Annotated in this window: 15 protein-coding genes; 8 read left to right on the forward strand and 7 right to left on the reverse strand. The window is 66.4% G+C overall.

Annotation, left to right across the window (positions count from 1 at the left end):
• Nucleotides 1-26: 26 nt before the first annotated feature.
• From hutU to hutI, 4 genes are read right to left on the reverse strand one after another with little or no spacing between them, the layout of a single operon-like run.
• Nucleotides 27-1,697, reverse strand: coding sequence for a urocanate hydratase (gene hutU / locus ASE13_RS14205; protein ID WP_056617062.1), 1,671 nt, complete (start codon nucleotides 1,695-1,697; stop codon nucleotides 27-29).
• A complete protein-coding gene (hutG, locus tag ASE13_RS14210) occupies nucleotides 1,694-2,512 on the reverse strand; it encodes an N-formylglutamate deformylase (protein ID WP_056617066.1) in 819 nt (272 codons plus the stop codon). Before hutG ends, hutU begins: the two co-directional genes overlap by 4 nt.
• On the reverse strand, nucleotides 2,505-4,043 hold the full coding sequence (hutH, locus tag ASE13_RS14215) for a histidine ammonia-lyase (RefSeq protein ID WP_056617069.1): 1,539 nt from the start codon (nucleotides 4,041-4,043) through the stop codon (nucleotides 2,505-2,507). The genes hutG and hutH overlap by 8 nt, the downstream gene beginning before the upstream one ends.
• Nucleotides 4,040-5,242, reverse strand: coding sequence for an imidazolonepropionase (gene hutI, locus ASE13_RS14220; RefSeq protein ID WP_056617071.1), 1,203 nt, complete (start codon nucleotides 5,240-5,242; stop codon nucleotides 4,040-4,042). Before hutI ends, hutH begins: the two co-directional genes overlap by 4 nt.
• A 93-nt stretch (nucleotides 5,243-5,335) precedes the next feature.
• Here hutI and ASE13_RS14225 point away from each other — a divergent pair, with 93 nt between their 5' ends.
• The 6 genes from ASE13_RS14225 to ASE13_RS14250 all read left to right on the forward strand — a co-directional run bounded on the left by ASE13_RS14225 (nucleotide 5,336) and on the right by ASE13_RS14250 (nucleotide 14,752).
• Nucleotides 5,336-6,703 carry a formimidoylglutamate deiminase gene (locus ASE13_RS14225; RefSeq protein WP_056617074.1) on the forward strand — a complete coding sequence of 456 codons (1,368 nt, stop codon included), beginning with the start codon at nucleotides 5,336-5,338 and terminating at the stop codon, nucleotides 6,701-6,703.
• The gene (gene hutC / locus ASE13_RS14230) at nucleotides 6,700-7,434 is read left to right on the forward strand and encodes a histidine utilization repressor (protein ID WP_056617076.1); all 735 of its coding nucleotides are present in this window, start codon (nucleotides 6,700-6,702) and stop codon (nucleotides 7,432-7,434) included. Before ASE13_RS14225 ends, hutC begins: the two co-directional genes overlap by 4 nt.
• A 273-nt stretch (nucleotides 7,435-7,707) precedes the next feature.
• Entirely contained in the window at nucleotides 7,708-11,409 is a 3,702-nt protein-coding gene (locus ASE13_RS14235) for a TonB-dependent receptor (protein WP_056617079.1), read from the forward strand.
• Between the two features lie 76 nt (nucleotides 11,410-11,485).
• The gene (locus tag ASE13_RS14240) at nucleotides 11,486-12,247 is read left to right on the forward strand and encodes a hypothetical protein (RefSeq protein ID WP_156404894.1); all 762 of its coding nucleotides are present in this window, start codon (nucleotides 11,486-11,488) and stop codon (nucleotides 12,245-12,247) included.
• A gap of 2 nt (nucleotides 12,248-12,249) precedes the next feature.
• Nucleotides 12,250-13,185 (forward strand): aldo/keto reductase, encoded by a 936-nt coding sequence (locus tag ASE13_RS14245; RefSeq protein WP_056617085.1) that lies wholly within the window; start codon nucleotides 12,250-12,252, stop codon nucleotides 13,183-13,185.
• Between the two features lie 28 nt (nucleotides 13,186-13,213).
• Nucleotides 13,214-14,752 carry a cation:proton antiporter gene (locus ASE13_RS14250; protein WP_056617088.1) on the forward strand — a complete coding sequence of 513 codons (1,539 nt, stop codon included), beginning with the start codon at nucleotides 13,214-13,216 and terminating at the stop codon, nucleotides 14,750-14,752.
• A gap of 279 nt (nucleotides 14,753-15,031) precedes the next feature.
• Here the strand turns inward: ASE13_RS14250 and ASE13_RS14255 are convergent, their stop codons facing one another.
• The 3 genes from ASE13_RS14255 to ASE13_RS14265 are packed head-to-tail and all read right to left on the reverse strand — an operon-like array spanning nucleotide 15,032 to nucleotide 17,219.
• Nucleotides 15,032-15,487: a GNAT family N-acetyltransferase gene (locus ASE13_RS14255; RefSeq protein WP_056617092.1), complete on the reverse strand. Its 456-nt coding sequence runs from the start codon at nucleotides 15,485-15,487 to the stop codon at nucleotides 15,032-15,034.
• Nucleotides 15,487-16,605: a M14-type cytosolic carboxypeptidase gene (locus ASE13_RS14260; RefSeq protein ID WP_056617094.1), complete on the reverse strand. Its 1,119-nt coding sequence runs from the start codon at nucleotides 16,603-16,605 to the stop codon at nucleotides 15,487-15,489. Before ASE13_RS14260 ends, ASE13_RS14255 begins: the two co-directional genes overlap by 1 nt.
• On the reverse strand, nucleotides 16,602-17,219 hold the full coding sequence (locus ASE13_RS14265; protein WP_056617097.1) for a DUF4136 domain-containing protein: 618 nt from the start codon (nucleotides 17,217-17,219) through the stop codon (nucleotides 16,602-16,604). The genes ASE13_RS14260 and ASE13_RS14265 overlap by 4 nt, the downstream gene beginning before the upstream one ends.
• Before the next feature lie 158 nt (nucleotides 17,220-17,377).
• Between ASE13_RS14265 and ykgO the strand changes: the two genes are divergently transcribed.
• Both ykgO and ASE13_RS14275 read left to right on the forward strand, forming a co-directional pair.
• On the forward strand, nucleotides 17,378-17,503 hold the full coding sequence (ykgO, locus tag ASE13_RS14270) for a type B 50S ribosomal protein L36 (protein WP_029724010.1): 126 nt from the start codon (nucleotides 17,378-17,380) through the stop codon (nucleotides 17,501-17,503).
• Nucleotides 17,504-17,511: 8 nt separating this feature from the next.
• A complete protein-coding gene (locus ASE13_RS14275) occupies nucleotides 17,512-18,129 on the forward strand; it encodes an HAD family hydrolase (RefSeq protein WP_056617100.1) in 618 nt (205 codons plus the stop codon).
• The last annotated feature ends 53 nt before the right edge of the window (nucleotides 18,130-18,182 follow it).

The raw sequence follows: 18,182 nt of genomic DNA on the forward strand, positions 1-18,182 counted from the left end.
GCGCCGCCGATACACTCCCGAATTAGTCAGCCGAGCATGCCGGGCAAATCGAGCCCTTGCTCGCGCGCGCAGTCGATCGCGATCTCGTAGCCCGCATCGGCATGGCGCATGACGCCGGTGGCGGGATCGTTCCACAGCACGCGTTCGATCCGGCGCGCGGCGTCCGCAGTGCCGTCGCAGACGATCACCATCCCCGAATGCTGCGAGAAGCCCATACCGACGCCGCCACCATGATGGAGCGACACCCAGGTCGCGCCGCTGGCGGTGTTGAGCAATGCGTTGAGCAACGGCCAGTCCGAGACCGCGTCCGAGCCGTCCTGCATCTTCTCGGTCTCGCGGTTGGGCGAGGCGACCGAGCCGCTGTCGAGATGATCGCGGCCGATCACGATCGGTGCCTTGAGCTCGCCCGAGGCGACCATCTCGTTGAAGGCGAGGCCGAGGCGGTGGCGTTCGCCCAGGCCGACCCAGCAGATCCGCGCGGGCAGGCCCTGGAAGTGGATCCGTTCGCGCGCCATGTCGAGCCAGTTGTGGAGGTGCGCGTTGTCGGGAAGCAGCTCCTTCACCTTGGCGTCGGTCTTCCAGATGTCCTCGGGATCGCCCGACAGCGCCACCCAGCGGAACGGACCTACGCCGCGGCAGAAGAGCGGACGGATGTACGCCGGCACGAAGCCGGGGAAGTCGAACGCGTCGGTGACGCCTTCCTCGAACGCCATCTGGCGGATGTTGTTGCCGTAATCGACCGTGGGGATGCCCATTGCGTGGAAGTCGAGCATCGCGCGGACATGGACCGCCATCGAGGCGCGGGCGGCTTTGTCGAGACCTTCGGGATCGTCGCTGCGGGCGCGCTCCCATTGGTCGAGCGACCAGCCAAGCGGGAGGTAGCCGTTGCGCGGATCGTGGGCCGAGGTCTGATCGGTCACCGCGTCGGGGCGGATGCCACGGCGGACCATCTCGGGATAGATCTCCGCGGCGTTGCCGAGCAGGCCGACCGAGACGGCATCGCCGGCCTTGTGCGCTTCCGCGACGATCGCCAGCGCCTCTTCGATGCTGTTCGCCTGATGGTCGAGATAGCCGGTCTTGAGTCGCATCTCGATCCGCGACGGCTGGCATTCGACCGCGATGCACGAGGCGCCCGCCATCGTCGCGGCAAGCGGTTGCGCGCCGCCCATTCCGCCAAGGCCCGCGGTGAGGATCCAGCGGCCCTTCAGGGTGCCGCCGAAATGCTGGCGGCCCATTTCGGCGAAGGTTTCGTAGGTGCCCTGAACGATGCCCTGGCTGCCGATATAGATCCAGCTGCCGGCGGTCATCTGGCCGTACATCATCAGGCCCTTGCGATCGAGCTCGTTGAAATGCGCCCAGTTCGCCCAATGCGGAACGAGGTTGGAATTGGCGAGCAGCACGCGCGGCGCATCGGCATGGGTGCGGAAGATGCCGACCGGCTTGCCCGACTGGATGAGCAGGGTCTGGTCGTCCTCGAGCCGGCGCAGGCTGGCGACGATCGCGTCATAGCTCTCCCAGTCGCGCGCGGCCCGGCCGATGCCGCCATAGACGATCAGCTCCTCGGGCTTCTCGGCAACGCCGGGGTCGAGATTGTTCATCAGCATGCGCAAGGGCGCCTCGGTGAGCCAGCTCTTCGCGCTGAGCTCGGCGCCGCGCGCTGCCCGGATAATGCGGCTGTTGTCGCGGCGGGTGGTCATGCTGGCTTCCAGTCGAGGCAGGCGGTGAGGATGGCGTGGAGATCGACCATCAGCGGTGCGGCGCGGGCCGGGTCGAAGGGCGTCGGCCAGTTGGTCTCGTCGGGTTTGTCGGGCTCGTCGAGATAGCCGCGGCAGGCGAGCTCCATCTGGATCGCGTGCACGCCCGTTTCGGGGCGGCCGTGATGGCGGGTGGTGTAGCCGCCGCGAAACCTGCCGTTCACCACCAGCGAGCGGCCGGTGGCGGCGCAAGCACGCTCGACTGCTGCTTCGAGTGCGGAGTCGCAGGTCACGCCATCGTTGGTGCCGATGTTGAATTGGGGCAGTTCGCCGTCGAACAGGCGCGGCACGTGGCTGCGGATCGAATGGCAGTCGTAGAGGACGACGTTGCCGTGTGCCTCGCGGAGCCGTTCCAGCTCGGCGGTGAGCACGGCGTGATAGGGCGTCAACCACCGGTCGCGGCGCCGGGCGATCTCGGCTTCGTCGGGCGCCTGACCGGGCAAATAGAGCGGTTCGCCGTCGAAGGTGGTGGTCGGGCAGAGCTCGGTGGTCGTCTGGCCCGGATAGAGCGAGGCGCCGCTGGGATCGCGGTTCACGTCGATGACGCTGCGCGAGAGTGTGGTGCGGACGATCGTCGCGTCGAGATCGGCGGCGAAGGCGTAGAGCCGGTCGATCCACCAGTCGGCGTCCTTCCTCGCGCGCCATGGCGAGAGGAAGCGGGGCAGCAGGTCGTTGGGGATGTCCGTGCCGGTGTGCGGCATGCCGAGCACCAAAGGCGCATTGCCTCGGCGGACCATCAGCCAGTCGCTGTTAGCCATGCGTCACCGACGGAATGGGAACAGCGTGGCTTTCGGCGATCTCGCGCAAAATACCCGCGCGGACGATCTGTGCGGCGGCGGCGATGTCGGGATGAAAATAGCGATCTTCTTCCAGATGCGGCACGGCGTCACGTACTACCCGATGAACTGCCGCGATCGCTTCGCTGCTGCGGACGGGCGCGTGGAAGTCATAGCCTTGCGCCGCAGCGAGCAGTTCGATCGCAATGATATTGCCGGTATTGTCGGCCATCGCCATCAGCCGGCGGCTCCCGTGCGCGGCCATCGAGACATGGTCTTCCTGATTGGCCGAGGTTGGAATCGAATCGACGCTGGCCGGATAAGCGCGCTGCTTGTTTTCGGAGACCAGAGCGGCGGCGGTGACCTGGGGGATCATGAAACCCGAATTGAGCCCCGGACGCGGGGTGAGGAAGGCCGGCAATCCTGAGAGCGCCGGATCGACCAGCATCGCCAGCCGCCGCTCGGAAAGCGAGCCGATCTCGCACAGGGCCATCGCGATCATGTCGGCGGCGAAGGCGACGGGTTCGGCGTGGAAATTGCCGCCCGACAGCACTTCGTCGGTATCGGCGAAGACCAGCGGATTGTCCGACACGCTGTTGGCCTCGATCCTCAAGGTCGCCGCGGCCTGGCGGAGCAGATCGAGCGCGGCGCCCATCACCTGCGGCTGGCAGCGCAGGCAGTACGGATCCTGCACGCGCTTGTCGTCGTCGCGGTGCGAGGCGCGCAGCGGCGACCCATGCATCATCGCGCGCAGCATCGCCGCGACTTCCTTCTGGCCGCGATGACCGCGCAGATCGTGGATGCGCGGGTCGAAAGGTGTGTCGGAGCCCTTGGCCGCCTCGGTCGAAAGTGCGCCCGAGACGAGTGCGGCGGCGAACAATGCCTCGGCTTCGAACAGCCCGGCGAGCGCATAGGCTGTGGAGAATTGCGTGCCGTTGAGCAGTGCGAGGCCTTCCTTGGGGCCGAGCGTGAGCGGCTCTAGGCCCGCCTCGCGCAATGCCCGTTCGGCGGGAAGGCGGCCGGCGGGCGTGTCGATCTCGCCGACCCCAATCATCGCCGCGGTCATATGTGCGAGCGGGGCGAGGTCGCCCGAAGCGCCGACCGAGCCCTGTGCCGGGACCACCGGCAGCAGATCGCGTGCCAGCATCGCCTCGAGCAGGTCGAGCGTGTCGAGCCGCACGCCCGATGCGCCGCGGGCGAGGCTCGCGAGCTTGAGCGCCATCATCAGCCGGAGCACGGGGCGCAGCATGGGATCGCCGACCCCCGCCGCGTGCGAGAGGACGAGGTTGCGCTGGAGCGCGTCGAGATCGGCGGGTTCGATGCGGATGCTGGCGAGGAGGCCGAAGCCGGTGTTGACGCCGTAGACTGCATGATCGCCTGCAGCGATCCGGGCGATGGTGCCGGCGGCGCGCTGGACTGCCGGACGACAGGCGGAGTCGAGCTGCGTCTCGCCGCCGCGATAGATTGCGCGCCATTGCTCGAGCGGCACTGCGCCGGGTTCGAGCGTGATCATGCCTGTCCTCCAAAGATGCGGGCATGGAGCGGGTTGAACCCCATGCGATAGACGAGCTCGGCGGTCTCCTCGATGTCCCAGATCGCGAGATCGCAACGCTTGCCGGGCTCGAGCGTGCCGACGGTATCCAGCCGGCCGAGTGCGCGTGCCGCTTCGCGCGTCATGCCGGCGATGCATTCGTCGACGGTCAGCCGGAACAAGGTCGCCGCCATGTTCATCGCCAGCAGCGGCGAAGTGAGCGGCGAGGTGCCGGGATTGCAGTCGGTGGCAATGGCGATCGGCACGCTGGCGCGGCGGAGCGCACCGACCGGGGGGAGGCGGGTCTCGCGGGTGAAGTAGAATGCTCCGGGCAGCAGCACCGCGACGGTGCCGGCGCGCGCCATCGCCGCGACGCCGGCTTCGTCGAGATGCTCGAGATGATCGGCGGAGAGCGCGCCGAACTCGGCCGCGAGCGCCGCGCCGTGAAGGTTGGAGAGCTGCTCGGCATGGAGCTTCACCGGCAGGCCGTTGGCACGGGCGGCCTCGAACACGCGGCGGACCTGATCGGGGCTGAAGCCGATCCCTTCGCAGAACGCATCGACGGCATCGGCCAGGCCGGCCGCGGCGACCGCGGGAATCATCGCTTCGCAGACCCGTTCGATATAGCCGTCGGCATCGCCCTTGAACTCGCCCGGCACGGCGTGCGCGCCGAGAAAGGTTGTCGCGATGTTCACGGCGCGCCGTTCGCCCAGCGCACGCGCGGCGCGCAGCATCTTGCATTCGTCGGCTTCGGACAGGCCGTAACCCGATTTGATCTCGATCGTAGTCACGCCGTCGGCCAGCATCGTATCTAGCCGAGGCAATGCGGCGGAAACCAGTTCCTCCTCGCTGGCGGCACGTGTGGCGGCCATGGTCGAGACGATGCCGCCGCCCGCGCGGGCGATCTCTTCGTAGCTCGCACCCTCAAGGCGTAGCTCGAACTCGCGCGCACGATTGCCGGCAAAAACGAGGTGGGTGTGGCAATCGATCAGCCCGGGCGTGATCCAGCGGCCTTCGCAATCATGGATGGTTTCGGCATCGAACGCCGGGGTGTCGCCGCGGGGGCCGGCATAGACGATGTGGCCGCCGGTTGCGGCGATCAGGCCGTCCTCCACCACGCCGAGGCCCTCGCCGCGCAGCGTGGCCAGCCTGGCGTTGCTCCACAGCTGCTCGACGCGCACGCAATGACCCTCCTGAAAGCGATTGATCGATCCTCTAGGATCTCGCCGGAAATGTCTATACATTTGTCCACGACACGATGCGGAAGGGCGGCGATGCAAAGCTGGTGGTTCGAGACTGCGCTGCTGGCGGACGGATGGGCCGAGCACGTACGGATGACGGCCGCGAATGGCGTCATCGTCGCTCTGACGCTCGGTGTCGCGCCGGAGCCCGGCGACGAGCGGCACGGCGTGGCGCTGCCGGGCGTCGCCAATCTCCACAGCCATGCCTTCCAGCGCGGCATGGCCGGCATGGCCGAACGGCGCGGGCCGGCGGCGGACAGTTTCTGGACGTGGCGCGACCTGATGTACCGCTTCGCCAATGCGATCGGCCCGGACGAACTCGAGGCGATCGCTGCACTCGCTTTCGTCGAGATGCTCGAGGCGGGCTTCGTCCGGGTGGGCGAGTTCCATTATGTCCATCACGACATCCACGGTGCGCCCTTTGCCGATCCGGCGGAGATGGGCGCGCGGCTGGCGGCGGCGGCGACGGAGACGGGCATTGGGCTCACCTTGTTGCCGGTGCTCTACATGGCGTCGGGCTTTGGCGGCGCGGCGCCCCGGCCCGAGCAGCGGCGCTTCGTGCACGACATCCACGGCTATGCCCGGCTGGTCGAGGCTTCGCGGCGTGCTGTGACGGGGCTTTCGGACGCGCGTGTCGGCGTCGCGCCGCACAGTTTACGCGCCGTGACGCCCGAGGGGCTGGCGGCCGCAGTCGAGATCGGGGGTGACGGCCCGGTGCATATCCATATCGCCGAGCAGACCGGCGAGGTCGAGGATTGCCTGCGGCATCATGGCCGCCGTCCGGTCGAATGGCTGCTCGAATATGCGCCGGTGGATTCGCGCTGGTGCCTCGTCCACGCGACGCACGCCACCATGGCGGAGCTGGAGGGGATCGCGCGGAGCGGCGCCGTCGTGGGCCTCTGTCCGATCACCGAAGCCAATTTGGGCGACGGCATCTTTCCCGCCACGGATTTCGTCGCGGCGGGTGGACGCTTCGGAGTGGGCTCCGATTCGAACGTGCTGATCGACTTGGCGCAGGAACTGCGCAGCCTCGAATATTCGCAGCGGCTGGTACGGCGCGAGCGCAATCTGCTGTCGAACCCGGCCTGCCCCTCGACCGGGCGGACGTTGTTCGACGCGGCGGGCAAAAGCGGAGCACAGGCGCTGGGGATAGGCAGCCAACGCCTCGCGGCCGGCGCGCGCGCCGATTTCGTGACGCTCGATCGCGGCCATCCCACATTGGCCGACCGCATCGGCGATGCGCTGCTCGACGCGTTCGTCTTCGCCGACAGCCGGGGAATGATCGACGGCGTGTGGCGCGGCGGGCGGCAATGGGTGAAGGGCGGACGACATGTCGCGCGCGACGCGGTGATGGCGCGCTACGCGCGCGCGCTTGCGGGGCTGGGGATCGCCGGACAATGACCGCCGACGCCCGTCCGCTCTACCAGGCCATCCGCAACGCTATCGAGGGCCGGATCATGTCGGGCGCGCTGCGGCCCGGCGACCGCATTCCGTTCGAGCACGAGCTGATGGCGGAATATGGCTGCTCGCGCATGACGGTGAACAAGGCGCTGTCGGCGCTCGCCGGCGCAGGGCTGATCTCGCGCCAGCGCCGGCGCGGCTCGTTCGTCACCCGACCGCGGATCCATATGGCGGCGCTGCAGATCCCCGATATCGGCGAGGAGATCGAGCAGCGCGGCCATGCCTATGCGCTGCGGCTGGTTGGCCAGGCCGAGCTGGATGCGGACGGTGCCAGCGGCGCGTTGCTGCGCCTGCCGCCGCACGGCAAGTTGTTGTCGCTCCAGTGCGTGCATCTCGCCGACGGCCTTCCTTATGCAGTCGAGGAGCGGCTGATCAATCTCGCCGCGGTGCCCGCAGCGCGCGACACCGATTTTTCGGTGATCCCGCCGGGAAGTTGGCTGCTCGCGCATGTTCCCTGGACCGAGGCGGAGCACCGCATCACCGCGGCGGCGGCAGGGGATGCGGCCGCCTTGCTCGAAGTGCCTGCGGACAAGCCGTGCCTCGTGCTCGAGCGCTGGACCTGGCGCGAGAAGGAATCGATCACTTATGTGCGCACGGTCTTCCACGGCGACAATTTCGACCTGACCGCGCGGTTCGCGTCGCAGGCGGCGAGAATCCCGCTCGGCGATTGATCGCCGCCCGAGAAGTTGTCCGGCGTCGTCTCGCAGCGGGACAGAGTCCCCATTAACCCTCTGTGGGCTCTCTTTTATCCGATTGGTCTGACGATTGGCTTGCGCCGGAGGAAAAAACTGGTAATTCTAAAAGCTGAAGTCACGTTCCATATTGTGGGAGAACAGGAGGGACAACCTCCGGAACCCCACAAAATGCGTCCGGTCGCGGGGACAACAACAACCTGAGACTCGCTTCGGACGACCGCGTGAACAACGGTGGGAGAGGGGAAAATCATGTCGAATCGATCGAATCTGCGCGTCCGCATTGGGGCGACTGCGTCCTGGACGGTGCTGGGGCTGGCACTGATCTGTGGCGGGCAGGCAATGGCGCAGACCGCGCCCCAGGCGGGCGAACAGGGCGGACAGGTGGCGCCTTCGCCCGAAGACATCGTTCCACCCGAGAGCGAAGAGGCGATCATCGTCGTCGGCTCGCGCGCCAGCCAGCAATCGGCCAACAATCGCAAGAAGAACGCCAGGACGGCGACAGACTCGATCGTTGCCGATGACGTCGGCTCCTTCCCCGACCGCAACGTCAACGAAGCGATCTCGCGCATCCCGGGCGTCGCGCTCGGCCGCAACGAGTTCGGCGAAGGTGACAGCGTCACCGTGCGCGGCAATGGCCCCGATCTCACGCGGGTCGAACTCGACGGGATCGGCGTGCAGAGCACCACGGCGCTCGCGCTCGGGGCGAGCCGCAGCGCGGATCTGCGTGAGCTTCCAGCCGAATTGATCAAGAGCGTCGACGTGGTCAAGGGTTCGACCGCCGACATGACCGAGGGCTCGCTGGGCGGAACCGTTCAGATCAAGACCCGCACCGGCCTTGATTTCAAAAAGCCTTATTTCTCGCTCCGCGCCGGCGCCGGACAGAATTCGCTCGGCAGGGACTGGACCCCGGACTTCAACGCCGTCGCTGCGCACAAGTTCTTGAACGATCGGCTCGGCGTGATCGTCAGCGGCACCTATTCCAAGATCCAGAACGACGGCCATGGCTATGAGCAGACGACTTCCAACAACCGTGGTTTTGCGCGCCTCTTCGACTTCGACAATTCACCCGAAAAGACGTTCAGTTTCAATCCGGCGACGGTCGGGACCGACGCTGCGGACGTTGCTTTCGCCAACAGCACCGCCCCTGACGGCACCACGCTCACGCCACGCGAATTGGTGACGCTCGCCGCCGGCGCGACCAGCAAGGCGCAGTGCCTCTCGATCTTCCCGTATCTTCCTCTGCAAACGGCGGGCAACGCCACGACCGCGGCACGGGTCCAGCAGCGGACGGTGGAGCAGCAAACCTGTCTCAACCAGTGGAACGACGCGACTCCGTCGCTGGTCCGCAACTTCATGAACACGCAGACCGACGAGCGCTACTCGATCGATGCGCGGCTCGATTTCCGCGTGAACGACCAGTTGACCGTCTATGCCAAGGCAACGCGCGCCGACCGCCAGGTCCATGACCAGAATCGCAGCCGCAACCCGGTAAGCCTGTTCAACCAGAATATTGCCGGTACCTTCAGCGATACGACCACGGGCAATCCGCGCACGCGTACCGTCAACGCCAACGCGCCTGCCGGATATAATGTGTTCGACCCTGTCTACGGCCTCAATGTCGTCAGCACCGGCAGCGGCAACTCCCTGATCAGCGTCCCCGTCGCGGGGCAGGTCTTGAACGTGGTTCCCGGCAGCGTGGTGGTGGATGCTAATCACAACGTCACTCAGATGAAGTTGACCAATAATTCGGTGAGCATCGACCAGATCGAGAACCACATCGACACCAAGACGATGTATTATCAGGGCGGTGCCGAATATCGCGGCGAGCGGCTCGAGATTGATGCGATGGCGGGCATGACCAAGGCGACATCGGGCCGCGGCGACATGCGTACTTCGCGCTCCTACGCTTATGGCGATGCGACACTGACGCTGCAGCCCAACGGCCTCTACGACGTCGCTCTGCCAGCCAGCTACGACGACACCAATCCTGCGAACTTCGTGCAATTGCGACCGCCCGCGTGCATCGGCACGGGGACGGCACCGACCTGCGTCGGCCAGAGTGCCGTCACGGCCGGGCCCAACGCGCCGGCAAGTCCCGCCTATACTGTCGGGCAGTTGCCGCTGACCACCCCGAGCTTCGGGGTCTCCTATTCTCCGGCGCTTGGTGAATCGTCGGAGCGGATCGCCAAGCTCGACCTGCGGTACGACACCCGGGATTGGCTGCCGTTCATCACCAAATTCTCGGTCGGCGGGATGTATCGCAAGAACAAGTCCGAGCGCTGGGGCGGCGGCGGGTACACGGTGTCCTCGGCTGTGGGCACCTTCGGGACCGCCGGGTACGTGCCCGCGGTGATCGTGCCGACGGCCAATGTCCGCGGTACGTTGCGCGCCTGTCAGCCGACCGCGACGTCGACGGTGTCGTGCAATTACGGTTACGTTCCGTCCACCAATCCTGCCAATGTCCGCTCGGGCGTGGATACGCTGACCCCGGCCGATCTCATCGCGCTGTTCACCAGGACGCTCGAGCCCAGCGGTTCGCAATATTTCGGCGATCTGCCCAATCGCGGCACGCTGCCGGACGCATGGCAGGGAATTCGCACCGACGAGTTGTTCGCTGCGCTCGGCGCGAAGGACTTCATGAACTATGATTGCCTCAAGACTTGCGTCGGCACCGACGGCAAGACATACGACCAGCCGGCGACGCGGGTGCAGGAGACGATCAAGAACGTCTATGCGATGTTCGACTTCGAGCAGAAGCTGCCGCTGGGGCTGGTTTTCAACGGCAATGTCGGCGTGCGCGGCGTGTTCGCCAATGTGACCGGCACGTCGCTGCTCACGCTGAACAGCATTCGCAAGGGCCCCGCCTTCAATCCTCTGGATCCCAACAATGCGGGTGGTATCATCACCCAGACGTTCATTGCCAACACCTCGGTCAATGCCAGCACCCGCGATTGGCTGCCCAGCGTCAACCTCAATCTCTGGGGCTTCAACGAATCGGTCGTGTTGCGACTCTATGGCGGCAAGACCGTCGCGCGTCCGTCGATGGGCAATCTCATCGCGGGCGGCACGTGCACGATCGACCAGCGCGCGATCGATGCCGACGGCGACGATATCTTCGGCTGCACCGGGCGCATCGGGAATCCCGGGCTGAAGCCATTTACCGCGTGGAGCTACAACGCCAGCCTCGAATGGTATCCCAACGCGGATACGATGTTCTCGGCGACTTATGGCAAGCTCGACGTCAAGATCGGCAATCCGCTTCAGGTGACCAAGACCGCGCGGCCTTTCGCGGGGAGCGAAGGAACCGATCCAGGCACGGGCGAAGCGCTCTCCGATATCGAGTTCGCCTATCCCACTTACGAAAACGGACCGGGCTACAAGCGTTCGATCTGGGAGTTCTCCGCCAAGACCGCATTCACCTTCCTGCCCTGGTTCCTGAAGTACACCGGCGCCGATGCCAACTTCTCGATCCTGTCATCGGCAGTGACGTCTGGGCAGCAGGATCCGCTCACTGGGGACGTCATGCTTCCGCCTGACGAATCGAAATATTATACCAACGCTTCGCTGTGGTATGATGACGGCAAGCTCAACATCCGGGTCGCCTATCAGAGGCGCAGCGCGCGGTTTAACTGCATCACGCCGTGCGGCGGCAACAATATCGACATCAACTATCCGGGCGAACAATGGACCAACGTGCGCCTCGTTGGTCCGGGTTGGAATCCGGGCGTTCCGCGCTTCACGGATGGCAGCACCTTCATCGACGCCAAGATCTCGTATAATGTCACGCGCAATTTCCAGGTCTATGCAGAAGGCCGCAACATGCGGCGCGAGGCGCAGACGATCTCGACCGGCAGCTACGTGCCCTTCGAAGACGGTGCTCCCAAGATCATGCGCCTGTCTTATGGTGGCCGGCGGATCATGACCGGCGTCCGCCTCCAGTTCGGCAACTGATGCCCGGCGGCCGTCCCTTCCGGGGCGGCCGCTGCCCTCGCTTGATCTGGCCGGGGCCTTGGCCGACAACGCTGCGATGAGCGGACTTCCCGGCAGCGCATTGGCCAATGGCGCCGACCCGTTGCTTCATAGCCTCGATCGGTCGCCGCTCGGTGCCGTCGAGCTGGAACGCCCGGCGCTCGACGATCTGCCGTATCGCGATCTGGTCCGCGCATTGCTCCGCGCGCCCGGGTTCAGGCTCGACTTCAATCGGCTCGAGCCCGACGCGGCGCTCGAGATGGTGTCGGGTCAGCTATTCGGACCCGGCGCATTCGCGCGTGAGAACGAACTGCTCGCCCGCGAGATCTCCGCGCTGGCCGGCCTTGTCGGCGGACTGGTCGCAGCACGGCCCTCGATCGCGATCCGCACCTATTTTGCGCCGGGTGACCTCGTCTGGCATGTCGATCGCGTCAACGAGCGGCGGGCGTTCCGATTGGTCTGGCCGCTCGGCCGCCCCGCTGGCATGCGGTTCACCCCGGCCGATAATATCCGTGCCGATATCTACTGCGCTTATATGCGCCGCGAATTTCCGCTGCTGGGCCAGATGGACATGCGCGTGATGCGCACCGGCGCGCCAGTCGAGGCATTGTGGGCGCATCGCCCGGCGCAGCTCGCGGCGATGGTCTCGGGCCGGTTTCCGTTCCTGCTCGATCCGGACAGGGAATATGAAGTCACGCCCGGCGCCGCGAGCGTACATCGCGTCCAGACCCCGGCGCAGCCCGGCGCGTGGCACCGTTCGTCCTGGGCGAACCGCGACGCGCCGGGGCTGCAGATCGTGATCACGGCGGCGGCGGACTGACGATGCGGTTTCGCCGCCTCGGCCGGACCGGACTCGACCTGTCCGAGCTGACCCTCGGCACTTCGGCGCTGGCGGCCGCGGCGCGGAGCGACATCGCGGAGGCGAGGGCCATGGTCGCACTGGCGCTCGATCGCGGCATCAACGCCATCGAGCTCGATGCCGGGGACAATGTGGCGGCGGCGCTGCTCGGCGAAATGCTCAGGCGCGAAAATGCGCGGGATCGCGTCCATATCCTCGTGCGCGCCACGTCGCTGGTGCATTTCGATCTGCCCTCGCCGCATGTCCCCGCGCAGGATGCCTATCCGGGGCGGCACCTGCGCGCCGAAACCGAAGCATTGCTCGCGACATTGGGCGTCGAGCGGCTGGCGCTCCAGCAGCTTCATGCCTGGTGTCCCGAATGGCAGCATGAAGGCGATTGGCTGGAGACGCTCGAATGCCTTCGCGAGGAAGGCAAGATCGCCGGCTTCGGCATGTCGCTCTTCGATCACGACGTGGCGGCAGGATTCGAGATCGTCGCCAGCGAACGGATCGCTTCGGTGCAGGCGATGTACAATGTCTTCGATCCTGGCCCGTCCCGGGCGCTTCTGCCGCTTTGCGAGAAGCACGATGTAGGCGTCATCGCCCGCGCGCCGCTATATTACGGCGCGCTCGGGGGCATGCTTGACTTCCCACCCGACGATTGGCGGCGCGCTTATTTTTTCGATGAGCACCGGCACGAGACCGCTGACCGCGTGACACGCCTGACGACTGTGACATCGCCCGATCAATCGGTCGCCGACACGGCGCTGCGCTTCTGCCTGTCGCATCCAGTGGTCTCAACCGTGGCAGTGGGGATGCGCAACCGGGAGCAGCTGGAGGCGAACCTGCGGGCGGTGCTGGCCGGCCCGCTCGACACCGATACCCGCATTTCGCTCGCGGAGCATGCATGGCTATGCTGAGCGGATTGCAACTCTGGTATGTTGGTGCATGACCTTCTTCGAGAGCCTCGTCGCACTGTTGCTGCTGGCGGTGGTATTGCTGCAGGTCGCGCGGCGGACATGGATCCCCTATCCGACCATGCTCGCTACTGCAGGTGTGATCGTAGCGCTGGTGCCGGGGAGCCCGGCGATCGCGCTCGAAGGCCATACCGCGCTGGCGCTGTTCATCGCCCCCGTTTTGCTCGACGCCGCGTTCGACTTTCCGCTCGCCGCGATCCGCCGGCTCTGGCGCCCGCTGGTCGCGCTTGCCGTGGTGGCAGTGCTGTTGACCACAGCGGTAGTGGCGTGGATCGGCTGGGCGTTCGCCGGATTACCGATCGCGGCCGCAATTACGCTCGGTGCTATCGTCGCGCCGCCCGATGCCGCAGCCGCGACCACGGTGCTGCGATCGGCCTCGCTCCCGCGCCGCGCGGTACAGGTGCTCACCGGCGAGAGCCTGCTCAACGATGCCACGGCGCTTTTGCTGTTCAGCGCCGCGGTGGCGATCCAGGGCCATGGCGGGATCGACGGCGGCGTGGCGCTCCAGCTCGGCTTCGCAGTGCCCGGCGGGATCGCGCTGGGGTTGGCGATGGCCTGGCTATTCCAGTTCATCATCCCCTATACCCGCGGCTCGTTCGGCGGGAACCTGCTCGAATTCGTCAATACCTTCGTCGCCTGGCTGCTCGCCGAGCGGCTGGGGCTGTCGGCGGTGCTCTGCGTCGTGACGATGGCGATGTTCATCGCCAACAGCCCGCGCATGGGGATCGACGCGCGCAACCGCATCCAGTCGTTCGCGGTGTGGGGCGTCGCGGTGTTCGTGCTCAACGTCGTTGCCTTCCTGCTGATGGGAATGCAGGCGCGCGCGATCATCGGCGGGATGGACCCGGCCCGGCTGCGCGAGGCCGCCGGCGTCGCGGCGATGGTCGTCGCGGGCGTGGTGGTGACGCGGCTCGTCTGGGTGCTCGTTTATAACCGGCTCGCGGCGCGCTTCGCGTTGCTGCGCGGCGATGCCGAGCCGACGGGCCTCGCCCAGGGCGTAGTGGTCGGCTGGTGCGGGATGCGCGGGCTGGTGACGCTGGCGACTGCCTTTGCGCTGCCATCGGACTTCCCGCAGCGCGACCTCATCACATTGTCGGCGTTCGCCGTGGTGCTGGCGACCCTGGTGGTACAGGGGCTCACGCTCACGCCGCTGATCCGGCTGCTGGGCTTGGGCAGCGGCGACGATTCGCAGGAGCATCAGGCAGCCGAGCGTGCCCTGACCGGGGCGGCGCTGGCCGCGGTTGTGGGGGCGGAGGGGCGCGTTGCCGACGAGGTACGGCGCCAGTTCGAGATCGATCGCGCGGCGCTCGACGGCGGGGAGGCTTGCGGCGATTTCAACGAGCGCCGGCGGCTCAAGCTCAAGGCGATATCCGCCCAGCGCGAGCGGCTGCGCCAATTGCGCGACGACGACGCGATTGGCGAGGAGGCGTTCGAGCGACTGCAGGAGGAGCTCGACTGGCGTGAGCTGGCGATTGGCCCCGCCGGCCAGCGCGCGATCGAGGAAGGTTAGGTCGTATCGGCATTCGACCTAAACCTCCCTCTCCCCTTGATAGGGGGAGGATAGCGAAGCTTGGCAGCTTGCTGCCTAGCGCAGCTTGGTGAGGGGTAGAGCGGAGCGAAGCTCCGCGCGGCCGCTTTGCGGCCGCACCCCCTCACCCAGCTCCGACTAAGGCTTTGCTTCGCAAAACCTAAGTCTGCGCAACCAGTGTGAGGTCGATCATGCCCCGCATGATCGAGGATCGCGCGGGGCGCGATCCGACCTCACACTCCCCTTGCAGGGGGCGATAGTTTACACCACGCGCGACAGGAAGCGGCTGAACGGGTCTTCCTTATAGTCGCCGAACGGTCCGGTCTCGGTGAAGCCGAACTGGCGGTAGAGCGCGTGGGCGGCCTCGAAGGCGGGCCCGGACCCGGTCTCCAGGCTCAACCGCTTATAGCCCCGCGCACGGGCGACACCGAGGATCTGCGAGACCAGAGCCGCGCCGGTGCCGCGCCGCAGATGCTGCTCGGACGTGCGCATCGACTTGATCTCGCCATGCTGGCCGTCGAGCTGCTTGAGCGCGCCGCAGCCGAGCAGGTCCGCGCCGTCCCACGCCGACCAGAAGGTCACGCCGGGCGCGCGCAGTCCGGACAGATCGAGGAAATGGCAGCTGTCCTTCGGCGAATTCGCGAGCATCCCCGCGAAATGCACGTTGAGCAAGGCGACGACCTGCGGATCGTCCAGTCCCCCTTCGCGGATATCCATCAGATTTCGTCGATCATGCCGGCGAGCGTGTCGAGACAGGCATGCGCGAGGATCTTGCAGCGCGCGGGCGACCAGCCGAACTCGGCGTCCGCATTGGCGTCATGGTCCTTGAAGGGCATCTCCAGCGTCATCGAAACCGCGCCGTACCGCTCTGCGAGCTGGTTGGTCGACATCGAGAGGTTTGCCTTGCCCGGCGCGGCCTTCTCATAGCCGAGGTCGAGCTGGAATTCGGGCGTGGTTTCCGCCAGGCGGCGCGCGAAATCGTAGAATTTCTCGCCCAATGCGTCGGTCCAGCTCGGGATTCCTTCGAAGCCGGCAAGGAAATTGGCGGGAATCGCCTCGTCGCCGTGAACGTCCATCGCGAAATCGACGCCGGTCTCGTCCATGCGGTTACGCACGGCGAGGACTTCGGGGCTCTTCTCGGGCGTGGGCGAATGCCATTCGCGGTTGAGGTTGATGCCCGCGGCGTTCGTGCGCAGGTGCCCGCGGCGGGAGCCGTCGGGGTTCATGTTCGGCACGATGTGGAAGGTCGCCTTGCTCCGCAGCGCATGCGTGGTTCGATCGTCCAGCTCGGTCAGCTTCTCGAGCGCGCCTTCCATCCACCATTCGGCCATGGTCTCGCCGGGATGCTGGCGGGCATAGAGCCAGACCTGCTTGGGCCCTTCGCCGAGCGTCAGGCAGTCGATCGGCTGGCCGTCGAGCGTGACGCCGAGCTCGCGGTGGGAGACGCCCGGCTGCGCGGCGATGCGAGTCACCAGATCGTGGTGCCGCTCCATCGAATACGGCGCGAAATAGGCGAACCAGACGATGTCGGTGTCGATCGTCCGGGTGAAGCTCAGCACGCCGTCGGCATAATCGGTGGCGGTGGTCCGCCAATGCGCGCGATCGGTGCTCCAGCGCGCCTGATAGCCGGGCCAGCCGAACGGATAGGCCGCGCCGCCCGCATTCAGGATGCGGAAGGTGAGCGTGCGCCCCTTCGCCCCTGCCAGCCGGAAATGGAACCACTGGTAGAAATCGGACAGATGATCGGTGACGATCTCGAGGTCGATCCGGTCGCCCTCCATTGCCACCACGCGGATATTGCCGCCGTCGAATGCGGCGTTGATCTGGATGCTCATTTGACCGTGGTAGTGATGCCTGACTCGCCTGGGAAGTCCCTGAACAATGCGTTAGCCAGCCGGGCGGCCTGATCGCGCGGATCGCTGCCGGGCTTGCCGCTCACCGATTCGGTGACTGCGCGGCCCTCCCACACGGTGCTGTTGTCGCTGCGGCGGCGGAGCTGGACCGCAAGCTCGGAGCCATAGACTTCGCGCGTCTTGCCGCCGATCCCGAATGAAACGCCGCCGCCCAGGCCGACTCCACCGCCGCGCCGGCCGCCGCTGATGCCGCCGCCGCCGAGGCCGATCGAAACGGGAGGCTGCTCGCGATACGCACCGCGCGAGACGCGCGTGAAAGAAACTGCGGCGATATAGCCCGACGCCATGTCGCTGCGCGACTGGACGAAGCCGAGCCGCTCGAGCTCGGTGCCGACCGCGTCGGCATACATCTGGAACTCGGGGCTGATCTGCGCCGCGCCGGTCATCGGCTCGATCGCGACCGTGGTGCGTTCGGACAGCGTGCCGATATGGTAGCGCGTGACCTCGACCGGCGCATTGCGAGTCGTGGCGGTGCATCCGCCCGCGAGCAAGGCCGCGCCCGCGGCTGCGATGCTGAGGAGATTGTTCACGGGCATTGGCCTCCTGTCTTGCGGGGAGAACGCCCCGCCGCACCTCAACCCTGCCCCCGGGCAGTCGGTTCCGCAAGGCCGTCAGCACCTTGACTTGACGACGCTCCCCCTCTAGGCGGGCGCCTCTTTTCCAGCACCATATTCAGTCGAGAAGCGAATCGGTCATGAAGATCGTGAATTCATTGAAGTCGCTCAAGGGGCGGCACCGTGACAACCGCGTGATCCGTCGCCGCGGCCGGACCTATGTGATCAACAAGACGAATCGCCGGTTCAAGGCCCGCCAGGGCTAATTCCGGACGTGGGGACGCCGCACGCCGTCATCTTCGATGTCGGCAAGGTCCTCTTCGAATGGGATCCGCGTTACCTCTACGAGCGCTTGATCGAGGACGATCAGGCGCTCGAAGCGTTTCTGGCGAACGTCGTCACCAGGGAATGGCATTTCCAGCATGACGCCGGGCGTCCCTTCGCGGAGACCTCGGCCGAGCTGAGTGCGCAATTCCCGGAGCATGCCGAGCTGATCCAGGCATGGGGTCCGCGCTTCAACGATACGGTGCCCCACGCGATTCCGGGCATGCTGGAGATCGTCCGCGAGCTCGATGCCGCGGGCGTGCCCTTGTTCGCGATCACCAATTTCTCGGGCGAGTTCTGGCGCGAGTGGGTGCCGCAGCACAGCGAGATCTTCGATCGCTTCCGCGACGTGGTCGTCTCGGGTGACGAGAAGCTCGTGAAGCCCGACCCCGCGATCTACGCGCTGGCGCTGAAGCGTTTCGGTCTCGAAGGCCCCGACGCGGTGTTCGTCGACGACAGTCCCGCCAATGTCGCGGGCGCGAGGGACGCAGGCATCCACGCCGTGCTGTTCACCAACGCCGAGGATTTCCGCGCCGAACTGGTGCGGCTGGGATTGCTTCCAAATTAGAACGTCACCCCGGCCTTGTGCCGGGGTCCACTGCGCCTCATGCGCTGTCCTTA

It is taken from the genome of Sphingomonas sp. Root241, assembly GCF_001428865.1.
Lineage (GTDB): Bacteria > Pseudomonadota > Alphaproteobacteria > Sphingomonadales > Sphingomonadaceae > Sphingomonas.